The 18,546-nt window shown below is 61.0% G+C and carries 14 protein-coding genes; 12 read left to right on the plus strand and 2 right to left on the minus strand.

The genetic code is table 11. From position 1 onward, the window contains the following. Positions 1 to 9: 9 nt before the first annotated feature. A complete protein-coding gene (gene folE / locus MC375_RS03975; protein WP_242102008.1) occupies positions 10 to 606 on the minus strand; it encodes a GTP cyclohydrolase I FolE in 597 nt (198 codons plus the stop codon). A 224-nt stretch (positions 607 to 830) separates the two neighbouring features. Here folE and MC375_RS03980 point away from each other — a divergent pair, with 224 nt between their 5' ends. The 12 genes from MC375_RS03980 to MC375_RS04035 all read left to right on the plus strand — a co-directional run bounded on the left by MC375_RS03980 (position 831) and on the right by MC375_RS04035 (position 16,829). Beyond that, positions 831 to 3,194, plus strand: coding sequence for a Tat pathway signal protein (locus MC375_RS03980; protein ID WP_242102009.1), 2,364 nt, complete (start codon positions 831 to 833; stop codon positions 3,192 to 3,194). A gap of 84 nt (positions 3,195 to 3,278) precedes the next feature. Then, positions 3,279 to 5,639: a glycoside hydrolase family 127 protein gene (locus tag MC375_RS03985; protein WP_242102010.1), complete on the plus strand. Its 2,361-nt coding sequence runs from the start codon at positions 3,279 to 3,281 to the stop codon at positions 5,637 to 5,639. 222 nt (positions 5,640 to 5,861) lie between these two features. Then, complete coding sequence (locus MC375_RS03990) at positions 5,862 to 6,377, plus strand: phytochelatin synthase family protein (protein WP_242102011.1); 516 nt, start codon at positions 5,862 to 5,864, stop codon at positions 6,375 to 6,377. Positions 6,378 to 6,435: 58 nt separating this feature from the next. Then, positions 6,436 to 6,888 carry a hypothetical protein gene (locus MC375_RS03995; protein WP_242102012.1) on the plus strand — a complete coding sequence of 151 codons (453 nt, stop codon included), beginning with the start codon at positions 6,436 to 6,438 and terminating at the stop codon, positions 6,886 to 6,888. A gap of 1,307 nt (positions 6,889 to 8,195) precedes the next feature. Further along, complete coding sequence (locus tag MC375_RS04000; RefSeq protein WP_242102013.1) at positions 8,196 to 8,507, plus strand: DUF3658 domain-containing protein; 312 nt, start codon at positions 8,196 to 8,198, stop codon at positions 8,505 to 8,507. 119 nt (positions 8,508 to 8,626) lie between these two features. Continuing rightward, the gene (locus MC375_RS04005) at positions 8,627 to 9,220 is read left to right on the plus strand and encodes a hypothetical protein (RefSeq protein ID WP_242102014.1); all 594 of its coding nucleotides are present in this window, start codon (positions 8,627 to 8,629) and stop codon (positions 9,218 to 9,220) included. 1,046 nt (positions 9,221 to 10,266) lie between these two features. After that, positions 10,267 to 10,584, plus strand: coding sequence for a hypothetical protein (locus tag MC375_RS04010; RefSeq protein WP_242102015.1), 318 nt, complete (start codon positions 10,267 to 10,269; stop codon positions 10,582 to 10,584). 94 nt (positions 10,585 to 10,678) lie between these two features. Continuing rightward, the gene (locus MC375_RS04015) at positions 10,679 to 11,161 is read left to right on the plus strand and encodes a hypothetical protein (RefSeq protein WP_242102016.1); all 483 of its coding nucleotides are present in this window, start codon (positions 10,679 to 10,681) and stop codon (positions 11,159 to 11,161) included. Between the two features lie 1,919 nt (positions 11,162 to 13,080). Further along, positions 13,081 to 13,452, plus strand: a complete 372-nt coding sequence (locus MC375_RS04020; protein WP_242102017.1) for a hypothetical protein — start codon at positions 13,081 to 13,083, stop codon at positions 13,450 to 13,452. A gap of 685 nt (positions 13,453 to 14,137) precedes the next feature. Then, positions 14,138 to 14,461: a hypothetical protein gene (locus MC375_RS04025; RefSeq protein ID WP_242102018.1), complete on the plus strand. Its 324-nt coding sequence runs from the start codon at positions 14,138 to 14,140 to the stop codon at positions 14,459 to 14,461. A gap of 1,545 nt (positions 14,462 to 16,006) precedes the next feature. Continuing rightward, positions 16,007 to 16,315 (plus strand): hypothetical protein, encoded by a 309-nt coding sequence (locus MC375_RS04030; RefSeq protein ID WP_242102019.1) that lies wholly within the window; start codon positions 16,007 to 16,009, stop codon positions 16,313 to 16,315. 76 nt (positions 16,316 to 16,391) lie between these two features. Beyond that, positions 16,392 to 16,829, plus strand: coding sequence for a hypothetical protein (locus tag MC375_RS04035; protein ID WP_242102020.1), 438 nt, complete (start codon positions 16,392 to 16,394; stop codon positions 16,827 to 16,829). A gap of 46 nt (positions 16,830 to 16,875) precedes the next feature. On the opposite strand, the gene MC375_RS04040 is transcribed toward MC375_RS04035, so the two are convergent. Next, positions 16,876 to 17,070 (minus strand): hypothetical protein, encoded by a 195-nt coding sequence (locus MC375_RS04040; protein ID WP_242102021.1) that lies wholly within the window; start codon positions 17,068 to 17,070, stop codon positions 16,876 to 16,878. Between the last annotated feature and the right edge of the window lie 1,476 nt (positions 17,071 to 18,546).

An 18,546-nucleotide genomic window follows, 5' to 3' on the forward strand; every position in this document is an offset into this window, starting at 1 on the left:
CTCGCTCGGTCAGCGACCCGGCCCGACGTCGATGAACTGCAGGAATTCGGCGCGGGTGCGGGCATCGTCGCGGAAGCTGCCCAGCATCTTCGAGGTGACCATGCTCACGCCGCGCTTGTGGATGCCGCGGGTGGTCATGCATTCGTGCGCGGCCTCGACGACTACGCCCACGCCGCGAGGATTGAGCACGTCCTGGATCGCGGTGGCGATCTCGGCGGTCAGCTTTTCCTGCACCTGGAAACGGCGCGCATAGGTTTCGACCACGCGTGCCAGCTTGCTGATGCCCACCACCTTGCCGTCGGGCAGGTAGCCGACATGGGCCTTGCCGATGATCGGCGCCATGTGGTGCTCGCAGTGGCTTTCGAACTCGATGTCGCGCAGCACGATCAGTTCGTCGTAGCCGGCCACTTCCTCGAAGGTGCGTTGCAGGTAGTCGCGCGGATCGTCGTTGTAGCCGCTGAACCAGTCGTTGTAGGCCTTGACCACGCGCGACGGCGTGTCGAGCAGGCCCTCGCGCGCCGGATCCTCGCCGGCCCAGCGCAGCAGGACGCGCACGGCCTCCTCGGCCAGCTCACGACTGGGTTTGTCGTTGGGTGCGGGACTCACGTCGAATACTCGTGATTCGGGACTGGGCATCCTACTCCACCGCGCCCCTAGCCCTGGCGCCGACCCGGCTGCGGGCCGGTCGGACCGAAACAGTCGCTTCACCGCTTCGGATGCGCAGGGCTCTATGCGGAATTCCGCACGAAAGCGCAATGCCGCCGACAAGACATCGTAGATGGCCTGCTGCAGCATGGCCGGATAGCGCAATACGGGCAGGAGCGCCGGCCGTGGACAGAAGACAATTCCTGCAAAGCGGCCTGGCCGCCACCGCGGCGGCGGGCGCCGGTTTCGCCGGCAACGGCATGGCGACGCCGGCCACGGCCGTCGCTTCCGCAGGGCGCGCCGGGCCCGTGCTGCAGCCGTTGGCGGACGACAGCCTGGCCGGCCATACCCGCCTTTGCGCCTTCCGCGAGGACGGTGTCGACTGGACCGTTCATGAAGACCTGCGCACGCCCGATGGCGCGATCAGCTTCGTTTGCGCCGCGGGCATGCTGGTGCTGGGCAAGCGTACCGAAGCCGCGTTTCCCAGCGACAAGCCGCCCTACTTCGGCATGAAGCTCGCCGATGTCGCCCTGGCCGATGCCGATCTGCTCGCCGACCACCTGCTGCGCAACGGCGATCCGTCGGAACAGGAAGTGCGCGACGCCGCGCCGCCGCCGGCCTCGCTGCTGGACCCCAAGGACCACGACGGACGCTGGCCGTGGACCACCTTCGTTGGCACCCGCGAAGCGATCGACACGATGCCGATCCTGCCCAATGGCCGCAGCCGTACCTGGCGGCCCGAGCAGGCCTTCGCCGAACTGGGCGATGTCGCCCTGATCAAGCGTCGGCACGAGGGGCTGCTCGGCGGCTGGATGCCAGCGGTGCACAAGATGCTGCCGACCTCGCCGAGCCGCCATTACGACCTGCTGGTGTTCGCCGACGTGCGCGCCACGGATCGCTTCGTCGTGCAGACCTGGCACCGCAGCGTGCTGGTGGAGAACGGCAAGGCGACGAAGACGGTCTATACGCACAGCTATCCCGACTATCCGCCGCGCCGCGGAAGCGCCACCGCCGAGGACTTCTATCGCGGCCTGCTGGCCTTCGCCGGGTACTGGCAGGATCTGTTGCGCGGCACCATCGAGGCCGAGCTGCCGGACCCGAGCTGGAACGACATGGCGCGCTTCGCCTTCGCGCGCGAACTGGTGGTGCGCCCCGGCGGCACCTATCCCAAGTACGGCGCGGTGGAACGCGACTACTACGGCAACGAGTACGACGGCTTCCAGGACATCTTCACCAGTTCGCTGTACGCCAACCTGGAATGGGGCCGCTTCGAGCAGGCCGCGGCGGTGCTGGATGGCTACTTCACCGATTTCGTGCAGGCCGACGGCATGCCCAACATGCGCGGACCGGAGACCGGCCAGTTCGGCCTGATCCTGTCGCTGATGGCGCGCTATCTGCAGTACACCGGCGACACCGCGCTGCTGCGCAAGCATCGCGGCAAGATCGAAGCCACCGCGCAGATCCTGGAAGAACTGCACGACCAAAGTCTGAAGCTGCCCGCCGGCGCACCGGGCCATGGCCTGATCCATGGCTGGAACGAATCCGACGCCTGCCTGTTCCCCGATCCCACGCTGTGGTGGAAGCCGTACTACGCCAACAGCGCCCTGGCCGCACGCGGTTTCGCGGATATCGCGGCGGTGTGGCCGTATATCGGCGGTACCGGCGCATCGGCCGCGGCGGCGCGCTGGCGCGAACGCGCGCAGCAGCTGCGTGCACAGACCGAACGCAGCCTGCGGGCCAACGTCCGCCACGACCTGAAGCCGCCCTATGTCGGCCCGCTGCCCGGCATGAGGTTGACCTTCCGCCAGTCGCTGCTGCAGGAAACTCCCAGCGAACAGGGATGGCCGCACCGCGTCTATGCCGAACTGCTGCAGGCCGATGTGCTGCCGGACGATCTGGCCAATCTGGTCATCGACTGCGTGCGCGGCCACGGCGGCACCAGCCTGGGCGTGGTCGCCAACATCGCGCCGCCCAGCAAGGACGCGCGCGACCTGCTCGGTTTCATTTCCTATGGCTATGCGCAGCAATTGCTGCGGCTGGACCGGATCGAGGAATACCTGCTGTTCCTGTACGCGCACCGCTACCACGTGCACACGCGCGGCGGCTGGACGGCGGGCGAGGTCAGCGGCATCACCGGCGGCATGCCGTTGTTCTGCATGCCGGCACAGCTGACCATTCCACTGCTGCTGCGCTGGATGCTGGTGTTCGAGGACAGCGCGGGCGCACAGCTGCATCTGGCGCGCGCGGTGCCGCGCGAGTGGCTGGTCAGCGGCCAGGACATCGCCATCGCCGATGCGCCCACCCGCTGGGGCAGGGTCGGTTTCAGCCTGCGTGCCGATCCGCAGGCGCAGCGCATCGAGGGCCATGTCGATCTGCCGTCCACCACCCCCGATGGCATCTGGCTCAGCCTGCGCCTGCCGAAAGGACGGCGCCTGGTCCAGGCCACGGTGGACGGCAGGCCCGTGACGGCGGGAGGAAAGCACGGTGACGCGCTGCGCATCGCGGGACGCGCCGGAACGCGGGTTGCGGTGCAGGCGAGCTATGCCTGATTTCGCCCACGCGTCCGTCAACGGAGAGGCGGATGCGATGGCGCACGATGGTGTTCGATCCACGAGAAGACGAGGAGGCACTGCATGACCCTCAACCTGTCCAGACGGCGTTTCCTCGCCTGGAGCGCCATGGCATCGGCGGCCGGTTTCGTGGGCTTTCCGCGCGAGGTGGCCGCCTCCGCACCGCAGCGGGTGCGGCCCGTGCCGCTGCGCAGCGTGCGGCTGAAGCCGTCGATGTTCCTGGAGTCCCTGCAGACCAACCGGGACTATCTGTTCCGGTTGGAACCCGATCGCCTGCTGCACAACTTCCGCCAGTACGCCGGCCTGACACCGAAGGCGCCGGCCTATGGCGGCTGGGAGGCGGACACCATCGCCGGGCATACCCTCGGCCACTATCTCAGCGCGCTGGCGCTGATGCACGCGCAGACCGGCGACACGGAATGCCGGTCGCGCGCGGATTACATCGTCGCCGAGCTGGCGGCGTGCCAGGCGCAGTCCAGCGATGGTTACGTGGCCGGTTTCACCCGCAAGACTCCGGATGGCAAGATCGAAAGCGGGCGCGCGATCTTCGACGAGCTCCGGCAGGGGAAGATCGATACCCAGCCCTTCAGCCTCAACGGCAGCTGGGCCCCGCTGTACACCTGGCACAAGCTGTTCGCGGGCCTGCTGGACGCGCATGCGCATTGCGGCAACGCACGCGCGCTGGAGGTGGCGGTGCGTCTGGGTGGCTACCTCGATGCGGTGTTCGCGCAGCTGGACGACGCGCAGATGCAGAAGATGCTGTCCTGCGAGTTCGGCGGGCTCAACGAGTCGTTCGCCGAACTCCATGGCCGCACCGGCGAAGCCCGCTGGCTGCGCACGGCCGAGCGCCTGCGCCACCGCGAAGTCATGGATCCGCTGGTGGCGCAGCACGACAGGCTGGACCGCCTGCACGCCAACACCCAGATCCCGAAACTGATCGGCATGGCGCGCCAGTTCGAACTGACCGGCGATCCGGAGCCCGCAGCCGCGGCGCGCTTCTTCTGGCACGCGGTGACCGCGCACCACACCTATGTGATCGGCGGCAATTCCGATCGCGAGTACTTCCAGGCGCCGGATACCATCGCCAAGTTCGTCACCGACCAGACCTGCGAACACTGCAACAGCTACAACATGCTGAAGCTGACCCGGCACCTTTATCAATGGACGCCGCAAGCCAGCTATTTCGACTACTACGAACGCACCTTGCTCAATCACATCATGGCGCAGCAGCACCCGGGCACCGGCATGTTCGCCTACATGATGCCGCTGATGGCCGGGACCAAGCGCGATTTCTCCTCGCCGTTCGACGATTTCTGGTGCTGCGTCGGCTCCGGCATGGAAAGCCACGCCCAGTTCGGCGATTCGATCTACTGGCGTGACGGCGAAGACGGCACCTTGTTCGTCAATCTCTATATTCCCTCGCGCATGGACGACGAGGTTTCCGGCCTGCGGCTGGAACTGGACAGCGATCTGCCCCTGGGCGGCGAGGCGCGGCTGCAGGTGACGGCCGCGCCGAAGGCTGCGCAGCGCATCGCGCTGCGGCTCCCCGGCTGGGCGCCTTCGTGGCGATTGACGCTCAACGGCAAGCGCGTCCGCGCCGAGGTCGCCGACGGCTATGCGCGTGTGCATCGCCGCTGGCGGACAGGCGACACGCTGACGCTGGAACTGCCGATGGCCTTGCGCCTGGAACCCAGCGACGATCCCGCCGTGGTCTCGGTGATGCGCGGTCCGTTGGTACTGGCGGCGGATCTGGGCCCCGCCGAACAACCCTACGGCACGCAGGCCGATCCGGTGCTGGTGGCCGAGGGCGACGTGCTGTCGGGATTCGCATCGCAACAAGCGCCGGCACATTATCTGGCGACCGGCGTCGTGCATCCCGGGCCGCTCACCTTCGCACCGTTCCATGCGCAGCACGACCGGCGCAGCGCAGTCTATTTCGAACGTCTCGATCCGCCGGCATGGCGGGCGAAGCAGGCGCGGCAGGCCGCGGAGGCGGCAGCCATGGCGCGGCTAGACGCCGAAGCGATCGACCGGATCGCGCTGGGCGAGGAAACTTCGGAAAAGGCGCACGGCCTGCGCAGCGAGTCGTCCTACGGCGTCGAGTACCGGCGACGCAAAGGACGCGACGCCCGCAGCGGCGGCTTCGTCGAATTCGACCTGCGCAGCCGGCCCGGTCCGCTGACGTTGCGCCTGCGCTACTGGGGCAGCGAGCACCGGCGCCGCTTCCGCATCCTCGCCAACGGGCACCCGGTGGCCGACGAGGTGCTGACCGGCGATCGCGGCATCCGTTTCGTCGATGTCGACTACCCGGTCCCCGCCGCCGCCACGCGGGGCGACACCCTACGCGTGCGCATCGAACCGGAAACCGGCTTCAGCGCCGGCCCCGTATTCGGCTGCTGGCTATTGGCCGGCGTGGAGGCCTGAGGTGGTCCGGCTTCGGCCACCGGAGGAAGCCGTTACACCCGCTTTTGCACCGGCGTAATTCATACGCCACGATTTCGCGCGGATATCACCGAATCGTGGCGCGTTAGCCGCGGTAACAAAAACGCCAACTGCCTGATTTCTGGAAAGAAAGCCAGATTTGCGCGCCCAGATCGTTCATGCATACTCCGCGCAACACCCCGATCTAGGGGTCGAATAGGCGTTATGTTGCAAGTCCGGCACTACCAGCCCGTTGAAGGAATGCCCACGCAGCTGGCTCAGCTTTCGGGGCCGTGCGGACCTGCGTCTGTTTGGCTTGTTTTATCGCGGCACGGAATCTCCGCGGATCCCGAAGAAATCATTAGCCTCTGCCGTTACACAGACGAGTTCGGGGCATTTGCAGTGCAAATGGTGGTGGCTCTGCGGCATTTTGGGCTGCAGGTCCGGCTCCACTCCGACCCGGATCCCGCTCCGCACATCCTCGAGCAGGAGGCTTATGGCAGGGTCTGCGCCCAGCCTGCTGTATCTCTATCAACTCTGCTCAAAGATGTAGGCTCTGGTGCTAGCGTTATTGTCAGCTACCTGGCGTATGGCGGTGATGGCCACTTTTCGCCATTGGCCGGTGCCAAGGCAAACAAGCTGCTGCTGCCGTATAGCATTGAGGGAGAGATGTTGCGGTCCGAGTTCCGCAAGCGCTGGAGAGCCGGCGGCATTCTCCGACAGGCTATCGTTGCAACATAACAATTCATTCAAGCCGAAGCCGCTTCGCGGCTCGGCTTAATTCAGGCGTTAGGCGGCTATGGAAGCAATCGAGCTCTTTGGACCAAAGCTGGGTGCAATGATCATTGCGCTCGCTTCGGTCTACTTCGTAATTTCGTTCGCGCCTGTCTGGCTGCCTGCGATCAAGGCTTTCCGGCACAAATCGCGACTTCCTCGCCCATTCCTTTTTGTCGGCACTGTTGCGGCCTTGGTCTATGGCGTCTTCTCATTCTTGGTCTTTGCTGTTCTGCTGCCGGTAGAGGCGTACGGTATTTTCATCGCGCCGCAACTTGAGGCTGCGGGGATGGCCGCTGGTGCAGGTCTACTCCGCGTCTCTCGCTTTTTCGTCAACTACTGGTGGGTGTTCGTTCCTCCAGTTCAGTTGGCTCTGACGTGGTACATCACATCGCAGGTCGGGAGGCGGTGGGCGTACATCTGTGCGGCGCCGCCTAACAATTCATTCAAGCCGAACCCGCTTCGCGGGTCGGCTTAATTCAGGCGTTAGGCCCGGAGAGACACATGTCCGCGACTCGACAATGGGTTATCGCGGTGCTCGCCATCCTGGGGGCATTCTTTGTAGCCGGCATTCTCGGGGGCTTTGCTGCCGGCAGGCTTGGCTTCTGGCATCTACCCGGCTCCGGCTTTTGTGCTGCCTTGGCTGTAGTTCTGTCCACTTACTTTGCCGTCCCTAGTCACAAGTTTCTTATGGCGCTTTGTGCATTAGGTGTCGGCGCATTGGTTGCCTGGCCCCTCCTTGAGCCCTCCTCCTACCCCGAGAGCTACGGGGCGCAGGCGTATCAACAAACCCATCTACCGGTGATTTCAACGTACATCGGCGGCGCTATTGGGTTGCTAGTCGCGGGCGTCCTCAGACTCTGGTCCGGGCCTAACAATTCGTTCAAGCCGAGGCCGCTTCGCGGCCCGGCTTAACTCAGGCGTTAGGGCCATATGCGGCTTCGTCCAAAAACAGCACTTCTACTCTTGCCTGCTGTCTTCGGCATTGCCGTTGTCTATTTCTGGCTCACGCCTTTGGCCATTTCTGGGGTTGGGGTGGCGACAGACGTCTGCGATCAGTCTCAGTCCTTGGAGACTTCGGCCCAGGGCAACTGGGTTGGTCCCGTGTACCAGCTTGCGATTGATCAGCCGGAGAACTGCGGTGTGGCCCTACATAGCGCCTCGGTCCAGCGTCTCGGCAGTCACCTATTCGTGCGTACCAAATACCGCTCGCCCTCGGGCATGTACACGTCGTGCCATTGCCGGCATCGGACCAACCTCAGTATTCCTGGCCTCCCACGCCAGGCATTTCGGGCTCACGTATATTCGTGGCCCTAACAATTCATTCAAGCCGAAGCCGCTTCGCGGCTCGGCTTAATTCAGGCGTTATGCCCGGCCGGAGCAAAGCATTGAGCTGGGTTCTGGCGACTGCCAGCTTCGCGCCCTCCGCAGCTCTGCCGCATTCAACCGCCCGCTTCGGTTTGCACCCGGTTCGCCGGCTTGCACCTTGCGTCCTATTTCTTCGGCCGGGCGCCGCTCGCATCGGGTCGGGCCGTGGCGCCCGGTGGGCGGCGCAGGTGATTGGGCATCAGGCCTTCGGTGGGCGGCGTTCTCGGCCGCGGGCGGCTTTTGTCCACGCCGCTCACTATCCAGGCTGCGCCAGGTCGTTGCCCGCCTCCCGATTGCCTGCGCCCGTTGCGGCTTGCCGTTCCGCTGGACTACCTTGGTGCATAACAATTCGTTCAAGCCGAGGCCGCTTCGCGGCCCGGCTTAACTCAGGCGTTAGGCCTCATAAGAACCACTGCGATGACTGACAGCACGGACGATTCGGTACTCGACCTTGGCGATCTGCTCGCTATTGCGACACTCAGCCAGGGTGACATCCAGGCGATCGATCTTGCACTCGTCACAAACAGCGTCGCCCAATGGCGCAAGGTCGCCTACGTCGTTGGCATGGCCATGGAGGCCTACCCAGATCGGTTCCATGACATACCAGACATCTACTACGCTGAGCGCGTTAAGGTACTGGTGTCGCAAGGCATGCTTGAGTCACAAGGCAATCTCTCGCGTATGCGCTTCAGCGAGATTCGGCTTCCCAACCAAGGCTTGTCGCAATGAGGCCTAACAGTTCGTTCAAGCCGACGCCGCTTCGTTCCGGCCACAGGCATGGCAGTGAGAGCTTGCCATGCCTGCAGCCTCCACTACGCAGCGCGACTTAACTCACGCGTTATGCCCCTATGAGAGAGTTCCGTCAGCACCTAGACAAAGCATCGTTTGATGCGCTCAACGTGCTGCTCGGGAGCAAGATCCAGTCGCTCTTTAGTCCCGACTGCGACGTTGATGCCGGTAGCGCGTTGATCACCGTTCCGTCGGTCTCAATCCCGATTGGGTTGGAGCGCTTCGTCGTGCTAGACAATGATTGGGCAGATACCCCGGAAGAGTGGATCAACTACTTTTTCTTGTCTGCCCGCATTGCTAACACGCCGAAAGACATCTTCTACAACCCCAATCCAGGCCCGGGCGGCACCAACTACAAGTCTGATCATCTCAGCCTTCATTTGGGCCCAACTGCAAGCGTCGAGACAATCGATGTGCTGTGTGCAGCTGAGACGGGCTCGGAAGAGTCTGTGAGCTACGACGCCGGGCTCCTCATTGCGAGGCGCGATGGCCTTAGGGTCGCGATCGTCCGCCAGCAGTCCATTGCTGCGTTCTTGCAGTTCGCACACACAGAGCAAGATATTGCTCAGGTTACGGCTGGCCTAGACGTTCGGTGTACCGTGGCGGGGCATAACAATTCGTTCAAGCCGAGGCCGCTTCGCGGCCCGGCTTAACTCAGGCGTTAGGCCTCTCAATGACCGAGCCGGATTACATTGCAGAGCTAGAGCAGATTCGCTCTGCTTACGTTTGCTCCCTTCCTCGGCAGCGGCTTCACGTCATTTCCCAGCGCTTAGACAATCCGGCGCACGGACCCAACCTGCTAGTAACGTACGTCTCAGCGGTAGAGGCACTTGCCCGCTCCCTGGCCATGCACTTCAAGCGCCCTAGCAAGGCGCAACTCAAACAGCTCTACGGAAAGTACAGGGACCGTGAGGCAAAGAGCCTAGTCATTGAGTACCTAGCAAGCCAAGGCCACGATAGCCCTAGTGATTTCTTCGGCGCAGACACTTGGCGCAAGTTTGGGTACGCTGTTAGCTATCGCAACATGCTGGTCCACGAGTGCACTTACCTTGGTCAAGACAAGTACCCGCACCTACGCCAAGCTTGCCAAGAGGTGCTCCAAAAGCTCTCGGGTCTCGCCGGTTTGTCGGTCGAGGCCTAACAATTCATTCAAGCCGAACCCGCTTCGCGGGTCGGCTTAATTCAGGCGTTAGGCGTCACATGAGACCGTCTTGTCCATCTTGTACGAAGTCCACGTTTCGCTACCGGGCGCTACTGGCGGTCCATCCCTATCCTGGCGAATTCAGCCCGGCAAGCATCCGCTGCCCCTCCTGTGGCGTAGAGCTGCGCGTCACTGCTAGATCACGGCTCTATGCGGCGGGCGCATTAATGGGCGCTTTCATTGGAGTTGTGTTTCTCCTCTGGCGATCAACTATTTCCCTGCGCGAGTGGCAAGTTACTTTTCTGGCATTTAGCACCATTGCCGTCTACTACTTCGCAGTCTGGCCAGCTATTGTTCGGCTCAAGCCATGGACTCCGTTTCAATACTGGCTCCCCAAGAGTCGCTTTATTGGGTACTTCGTATATCTTCTGTTACCGCTGGGAATTCTGGTTTTGCTCTTCTTCTTGGCCGTCAAGTTCAAGGTGGGGCTGTGACGCCTAACAGTTCCTTCAAGCCGACGCCGCTTCGCGGCGCGGCTTAAGTCAGGCGTTAGGCGGCATGGAAGGCATACACGTAGTCTTCGTAGAGGCAGCCCCACTTCCGGGGTCTGATGCGTTCGCGATCGTCGGCGGCGCATACATCAAGGTACTTACCACCGCTCTAAATGAGACGGACGCACTCGCCATTGCCAACCATGAGGTCTCGGAGGCTGGTTGGTCTATCCGGACCGTTGAGGACGTCTCATGGGTGACACGTGACGACTATACGGACGGCCAAGAAGGAATAGAGTACTTTGAGCAGGCGCTCATAGACGGTGTGGTCCTGCTGGTCCACACATATCCACCAGGGCCGGAGGACGGTGATGCGTTGCACTAGGGGGCTGCCGCCTAACAAGTCCTTCAAGCCGACGCCGCTTCGCGGCGCGGCTTAAGTCCAGCGTTAGGCCTGCTTGGGGAGCTCAAGGGGACTTATGGCAAAGCAAGAAAGCTGGCTCAAGGCCCACGCGGCTGAGCTCCTAGTTGGGGCGATTGCAGTCCCATCATTGCTCTACGCGGTTCCAACCGCATACAAGACTGAGCAAGCTTTGGCTGCTCAGTCCGAGGAGTTGCGTTCGGTTCGTGCTGAGCTGCGAGACATTAAGCAATCCTTTGTCGCCGTACTTCTCGACAAGAATCCTGACAAAACAAAGATTATTGAGCGGCTAGTGAGTGACGTCCGAGCCATACAAGGGGCACAGCTCTTCGAGCAAGGTCAGTATCAGGCCGCCTATGCGATTTGGGTGCCAGCGGCCAAACAAGGCAGCAAGGACTCTGCTCTTGCGCTACAAGTCGCCACCGCGGCCCTTAAGCAAAAAGCTGCTGACCCGTCATTGCCTGAGAGCGAGCGCCAAAAGGCGGCGGCGGCAATGGCCGGCTTCGGAGTTGAGTTAGATTTCAAGCCTGCGCCCAAGTGATTACGGGGCGCAGGCCTAACAATTCATTCAAGCCGAACCCGCTTCGCGGGTCGGCTTAATTCAGGCGTTAGGCCCCTTGTTGAGCAGAATCGCCAACTTTGTAGATAGCAGACTCATTCGGGGCGCGTTCGTGGCGGTGTTGGCCGTCGCATGCGTCTTACTTGGGCCATTGGCGGCATTACTTGTCGCTGTCGGACCGCGAGAGCCTGCGCTTATGGCATTGGGACTCGCCGCCCTTGCTGGCCTTGTGGGTGCATGTGTCCGCCTTTGGCTTGGTCCACGCTTCTTCCGCGCATCTCGCCACTGCAGATCCTTGGTAGCAAGTTCTCTGGCGCTCGGTTCGGGCGCAGCCCTCCTCGCTGCGTTCGTCCTTCCTTGGCATGTTTATCTCGCTACTCTTATGCCAATAGTCGCAGTGTTGGGCATAGTGCTTCTTGCGGGCTCCATCAGGCCGGGCCCTAACAATTCATTCAAGCCGAACCCGCTTCGCGGGTCGGCTTAATTCAGGCGTTAGGCATGCATGGAAAGAGCGTCGTTTGACCAACTAGTAGCCCAGTTCGCTGACGGAGTCCGGGCTGCGGACATATGGCGTTCCTTTTCCTCGGTTGAGCCGCATGCCGCCTTCTGCGACCACTTCGCTCGCCACGTCGGGGAAAGGTATCTAGCTTGCTCCCTGACTTACGAGGTTGCCGATCGCGCGATGAATGGCTTGTACGTCTACTGCTATCACCTGGATGTGGATCGAGGTATGCCCGACTACGCCTTCCGAATGTTCAACGCATTTGAGGAGGGCGAGTACGTCCATGACGGAGACACGCCGGAAACCATTCAACACGAGAGGTATGTAAAGCCCCTTGTCGTTGGCCTTGTCAGCGGGCAGCATGCCTAACAATTCATTCAAGCCGAAGCCGCTTCGCGGCTCGGCTTAATTCAGGCGTTAGGGGGCAAATGAAGACTTTCTCAGCTCGTCTTGGGTTCGGATCATTCCTCAAGCTGATGGTTATCGGCTGTTTCTGCGGCGCTGTGGTCATGACACCTATCAATGCGTTCCTGTCCGCCATGTCCGGGGAGGGAGCTAGACCTGGCTACTTTTTTCTCTTAGCACCAATTGGTGGTTTACTCGTTGGCACCATCTTTGGCGTTGCGGGCTACCCGGTCTACGCTTGGCTATCACGCAAGTTCCCTAGCCTCACTACATTTAAGGGAGAGCTATCTGATGCGTCGGAAAGCGCGCGAATTGCCCCCTAACAGTTCGTTCAAGCCGACGCCGCTTCGTTCCGGCCACAGGCATGGCAGAGAAAGCTTGCCATGCCTGCAGCCTCCACTACGCAGCGCGGCTTAACTCAGGCGTTAGGGCGCAAATGAGAATTCACCTTCTGCTTGTTGTTTTCTTCTCATTTCCTAGCATTGCGCAGGCCAACGGGCTCTGCGAACGCTTGCCATTGGACCCGGATGTTCCGGCGGGCCTTTCCGGCGCCTACGAGGTTATCGGAAAAAACCCAAGGACAAGCGCGCCGTACGTTGGAACCATTGTTTTAGCAAACGGAAAGTCGAGTTATGCCATTACTCGTACCATCGGTAAGGATGCTGTCCATGGCGACGCCTGGATAGAAGAATGCGGCGGCGACAAGATCCGGTTCCTTGTCGCTCGGTACTACACCAAACCAATCACTCAGCTCAGTTGCAGGCTTGGCGCAGATGGCGATAACTACTACCGCACTACATGCCGCACAGACACAGACACAGGCACGGGACGTTGGCGTGGGCTTGAGTCGTGGTTCCAAGTTCCATGACTTTGCGCCCTAACAATTCGTTCAAGCCGACGCCGCTTCGTTCCGGCCACAGGCATGGCAGAGAAAGCCTGCCATGCCTGCAGCCTCCACTACGCAGCGCGGCTTAACTCAGGCGTTAGGCCGCTCATGACACACATTCAGCAGCTGCGGCAAATTGCTAGCCAGCTCCGCGAGCTGCAGCGCACCTCGCCGACCAGCATGACCGATCTCGTTGCTTGGGACGCTTCAGCCCGCAAGTTCACTCAGATGCTGCATTCTCAGCATCCCGAGGTGCGTCTGCCGGCTCAAGTCATGCATTACCTGCATGACGCTGATATTCGGGTCAAAGATCCCGAGCGCCGTCTTGCTCAGGATGAGATGCTCAACGGCATCATCGCAGACCTTGAGCAGGGCAATGCCCCCTTGTCCGCGGGTACAACCCTATCCTTCCACCCCCGCTGGCTGGGCGCTGCCGCACTCGTAGTACTTGTATTGCTTTACTGGGTCGTCGTCCTGTGACGCGGCCTAACAGTTCGTTCAAGCCGAACCCGCTTCGCGGGTCGGCTTAACTCAGGCGTTAGGCCGCACGTAGAACCAACATGGAGTGGTCAATTCGCGCCATGCCGCCAATCGTTCTCCGGTTTCTGTCCGACCTGGCTCGCCTTGGCGCCCGAGTGCTCTCGCGGCATCGGGGCATCGGTGCTTGGTCGACCCATGTTGCGTTTCCAGCGGCATTCTTGGGCTGCGCCCTGCCGTGGTCGGCTGCCGGCCACATGGGGCGGCGGTCCATCGCCTCCTCACTGTTCCCGGGCCGCGCTACAGTGCGGCCTAACAGTTCGTTCAAGCCGAGGCCGCTTCGCGGCCCGGCTTAACTCAGGCGTTAGGCCCCGCAATGAACATCTCCCAGTACGACGTAGTTCGCGTGATCGCAGAGATCCCTACGGACCGGGTTGACACCACTGCTAGCGAAGGGCGCATGCCTCACGTTGGCGATCTTGGTGCGGTCGTGACGGTTCTCGCCCCAGTGCCTCACCGAGAGCCCGCATTCGTCGTCGAGTGCGTCGGGCCGGATGGTCACACCGTCTGGCTTGCGGATATATTTGCCTCAGAGCTTGAGCGGGCTCCGTCCAGCTCGGGCGGGCCCTAACAATTCATTCAAGCCGAAGCCGCTTCGCGGCTCGGCTTAATTCAGGCGTTAGGCCTCATGCCCGAATTTCCCTCTCCTTTTGAGCTAGATCTCGTTCGTACGTGCGTGACTCACCTGCCGCGCTACCACTCACTCATTGATGGTTTGCGGGTGATTTCGCGCGAGCACAATGGCTCTGGCTACTTAGTCCGTTTTGCCTGCGCCGAGAACGCTGAGGAATGTAGTTTCACGATGGACGATGATGTCGAGGTGGGAACTGGCACGTGGCTCGACGTAGAACTGTGGATAACTGAGAACGAGATCCGCAAACTGCGTATCTGGAACCCACGCGGGCCTTGGAACGGTGACGTGTCAGCGGGCTACCGAATCCATGAGGCCTAACAAGTCGTTCAAGCCGAGGCCGCTTCGCGGCCCGGCTTAACTCTAGCGTTAGGCCTCATGAGCAAGGTCGTAGATCGTTCTGGTGGTTGGATGGCAATTGTCCTGGGGACGATCTTGGTCGTGTGGGCGGCGCCCAGTCTGATTTCTTTCGCTTCCGGCGAGACACCAATCCTCACCGTTAGATCTGTACGCATCGCTGGCGACAACGCTGCTCTGGCAGCTGGGATCATGGCTGCCGCTGGTCTTGGCATGCTACTAGCTGGGTTACGCTACTTGGGGCGGCGCCGGCAATGAGGCCTAACAATTCGTTCAAGCCGACGCCGCTTCGTTCCGGCACCAGGCATGGCAGAGAAAGCTTGCCATGCCTGGCACCTGCACTACGCAGCGCGGCTTAACTCAGGCGTTATGCCCGGCCGGAGCAAAGCATTGAGCTGGGTTCTGGCGACTGCCAGCTTCGCGCCCTCCGCAGCTCTGCCGCATTCAACCGCCCGCTTCGGTTTGCACCCGGTTCGCCGGCTTGCACCTTGCGTCCTATTTCTTCGGCCGGGCGCCGCTCGCATCGGGTCGGGCCGTGGCGCCCGGTGGGCGGCGCAGGTGATTGGGCATCAGGCCTTCGGTGGGCGGCGTTCTCGGCCGCGGGCGGCTTTTGTCCACGCCGCTCACTATCCAGGCTGCGCCAGGTCGTTGCCCGCCTCCCGATTGCCTGCGCCCGTTGCGGCTTGCCGTTCCGCTGGACTACCTTGGTGCATAACAATTCGTTCAAGCCGAGGCCGCTTCGCGGCCCGGCTTAACTCAGGCGTTAGGGGGCAAATGAAGACTTTCTCAGCTCGTCTTGGGTTCGGATCATTCCTCAAGCTGATGGTTATCGGCTGTTTCTGCGGCGCTGTGGTCATGACACCTATCAATGCGTTCCTGTCCGCCATGTCCGGGGAGGGAGCTAGACCTGGCTACTTTTTTCTCTTAGCACCAATTGGTGGTTTACTCGTTGGCACCATCTTTGGCGTTGCGGGCTACCCGGTCTACGCTTGGCTATCACGCAAGTTCCCTAGCCTCACTACATTTAAGGGAGAGCTATCTGATGCGTCGGAAAGCGCGCGAATTGCCCCCTAACAGTTCGTTCAAGCCGACGCCGCTTCGTTCCGGCCACAGGCATGGCAGAGAAAGCTTGCCATGCCTGCAGCCTCCACTACGCAGCGCGGCTTAACTCAGGCGTTAGCGCCCTTGAGAACAAGATCAACGCCAATCTGGATCACGGGCCTTGCGGCACTGACGGCGTTTGGGGCCGTCGGTTACATGTTCCTTTCCGCGATAACCACTGCTTCGTTGCGCTTCTGGTACTGCGGCCAAAGCTCCTTGGAGCATCCCGAGCCTGCGTGTCGGATCGCCACAAAGCTCGCGCTCGCCTCGTATGGCACGGGCCTTTTAGGTATTGTCTTGGCGATTTTGACTTTGTGGCTGTATGTTCGCCGGCTCAAGGGCTCTAACAGTTCGTTCAAGCCGAGGCCGCTTCGCGGCCCGGCTTAACTCAGGCGTTAGGCCGCACACATGCAGTATCAGCTTGTCCTACAGTTCAACGGCGACTCGCTCGGGGACTATGACGCCATGGTCGCGCTCGAAGATGATTTGATCCAAGAGCTTGGTGACACAGCTGACATAGATGGTCACGATATTGGCGCTAGGGAAACAAACATCTTCATTGTCACTTCGGAGCCTGAGCTCACGTTTCACCTTGCAAAGGCGGTGCTAGACCGCTCTCAGTTGCTCGGTGCGGTAACCGCAGCTTATCGTCCAGTTGCCGGCCAAACGTTTACGGTGCTGTGGCCGGCTCACCGGCAAGAGTTCTCGGTCGCATGACACGGGTGCGGCCTAACAATTCATTCAAGCCGACGCCGCTTCGTTCCGGCCGCAGGCATGGCAAAGAAAGCTTGCCATGCCTACAGCCTCCACTACGCAGCGCGGCTTAACTCAGGCGTTAGGCGCCACCATGGAAACAGCCTTCCGAGTACTTGGCGCGTCGCATTTGATCTACGGTTGGCTGCTCTTCGGGGTGCTGACCAATGCCTTGAAAGAGAGCTCCGGTATTGAGCTTCCACGGGCACAGTGGGGTATCAAAACTATGCTGCTGCTAGCCGATATTTCGCTGCTAGCCATCTGTGGTTCCGCCGCTTTATTGCTTGAGCCAAGTGCGTTCGTCTATGCGTGTTTGGCCTTGGTCGTCTCTCTATTGATCGCCTTCTCAGACACAGTCGCGCTGCGTGGACCATCCGCGCTTGCGGACATTTCAGTATCGTTCTACCTTCAAATAGCCGTCAGGGGCGCTGCTGCATTTACACTCTTTATACTTAGGCCATCGGCTGGTGGCGCCTAACAATGCGTTCAAGCCGAAACCGCTTCGTTACGCGGTTCGGCTTAACTTAGGCGTTAGGGCTCACATGGGAGTAGTCGTGCAGGCCGTGACCAGTGATCTCGGTGATCGAATCATCAAGGTCAATCATGCCGGCGAGCACGGAGCCATAAGCATCTACACTGGCCAGATCCTTGTGGCCCGGCTCACCGCTCCAAGAATGGTCACGGAGCTCATTGAGTTCCGCTCCCACGAACAACGGCACAGGGCCATCTTTGGCGCAGAGTTGCAGCGTCGTGGCCGCCCGCGCTGCCGCAGCTACTGGCTATGTGGCATCGGTGGTTTCGTGCTCGGGGCCATAACCGGCCTACTTGGCACCGGCGCTATTGCGGCTACTACCGCAGCAGTTGAGAGTGTCGTGCTCCGACACTTGGAGCACCAGATTTCCTGGCTTCAAGGCCATGACCCTTCCGCTGTGTCGGCAATCTCCGCCATTATCGCTGAGGAGCAACAGCACCATGACCAATCGCTGGGCCACGTCCGGACTGGTACATTCTGGTCCAGGGTTCTCACGCCTATTGTGTCTGCCTCAACAGAGGCCGTCATTTGGCTAGGCATGCGACTGTGAGCCCTAACAATTCGTTCAAGCCGAAGCCGCTTCGCGGCTCGGCTTAACTCAGACGTTAGGCCTTGATGGAAACTTTCCTCGCAACCATTTTTGCTCTCTCAGCGATCGTCGCCATCCCGACGTTCATTGTGTCCGCGTACTACTCCCGTGCCTTTGATCGTTACCTGCGGAACAGTCATCCGGACATATGGGCCAAGATCGCTCCGCCGCCGGGGACTGAGCCTTCAGCGTCCGCTCCAAGCGTTCGGTTCATAACGCAACGCAGTTACAGGGCCATTGGGGATGCACACCTCAGCGCCCTAGGTGATCGGTGCTTCCGCTCAGGGTATTGGGCTGCCTCAACATTCCTCGTATTGGTACTGTCGGGCGTCGCGTATGCCACACTCAAGGCCTAACAATTCATTCAAGCCGAAGCCGCTTCGCGGCTCGGCTTAATTCAGGCGTTAGGCCTCATGAAAGGCATGCTCGAAATCTCGGATCTCGGCACCTTCGATTCCGCAGAACCATTCCCTTCTCTCTATACGGTAGAGCTACTCAACCGCGTGCAACGGGCAGGGCGTCGCTTGGAAAAGCTAACCGGGACACGTTGGGACATCCCTAGCCCCTCGTCGTTTCAAGACGGGGCTCTCTTCACACACACCTCAACCGGTAGTCCTAGCTCGCCAACCTCGATCTTGTTCTCAAAGTTCGGCGACCTAATTACTACCGGCAGGTTTGGTAGCCCGCCATACACTCACTCTTCTGATCAGATTCTGTCGTTCATCCAAATACTTGAGAGCGACTACAAGTTCCGGTTTGTCCAGCCTAGCATCCTAAACCTGGACTATTCAGGGGTCCTCTCACGTTACAAAGTAGGCACTTGGTTTCAGCGGTTTTTCTGCGACGTGTACTGGACCGCAGGCAAAGCGCATGAGGGCTTGCTGCGGTGGCCATGAGGCGTAACAATTCATTCAAGCCGAACCCGCTTCGCGGGTCGGCTTAATTCTGGCGTTGGGTGGCCAAGCAAACAATGTCGCTGCCCAGAATCTACGCTGACTTCAACGGACTCGTCCGCGGCGTCAAGAACTCCGACCGAACCGCTGTCGTTCTTGACACGTTCGGCTCTCTCCGCGA

The organism is Lysobacter sp. M2-1, assembly GCF_022662495.1.
Lineage (GTDB): Bacteria > Pseudomonadota > Gammaproteobacteria > Xanthomonadales > Xanthomonadaceae > JAKPBU01.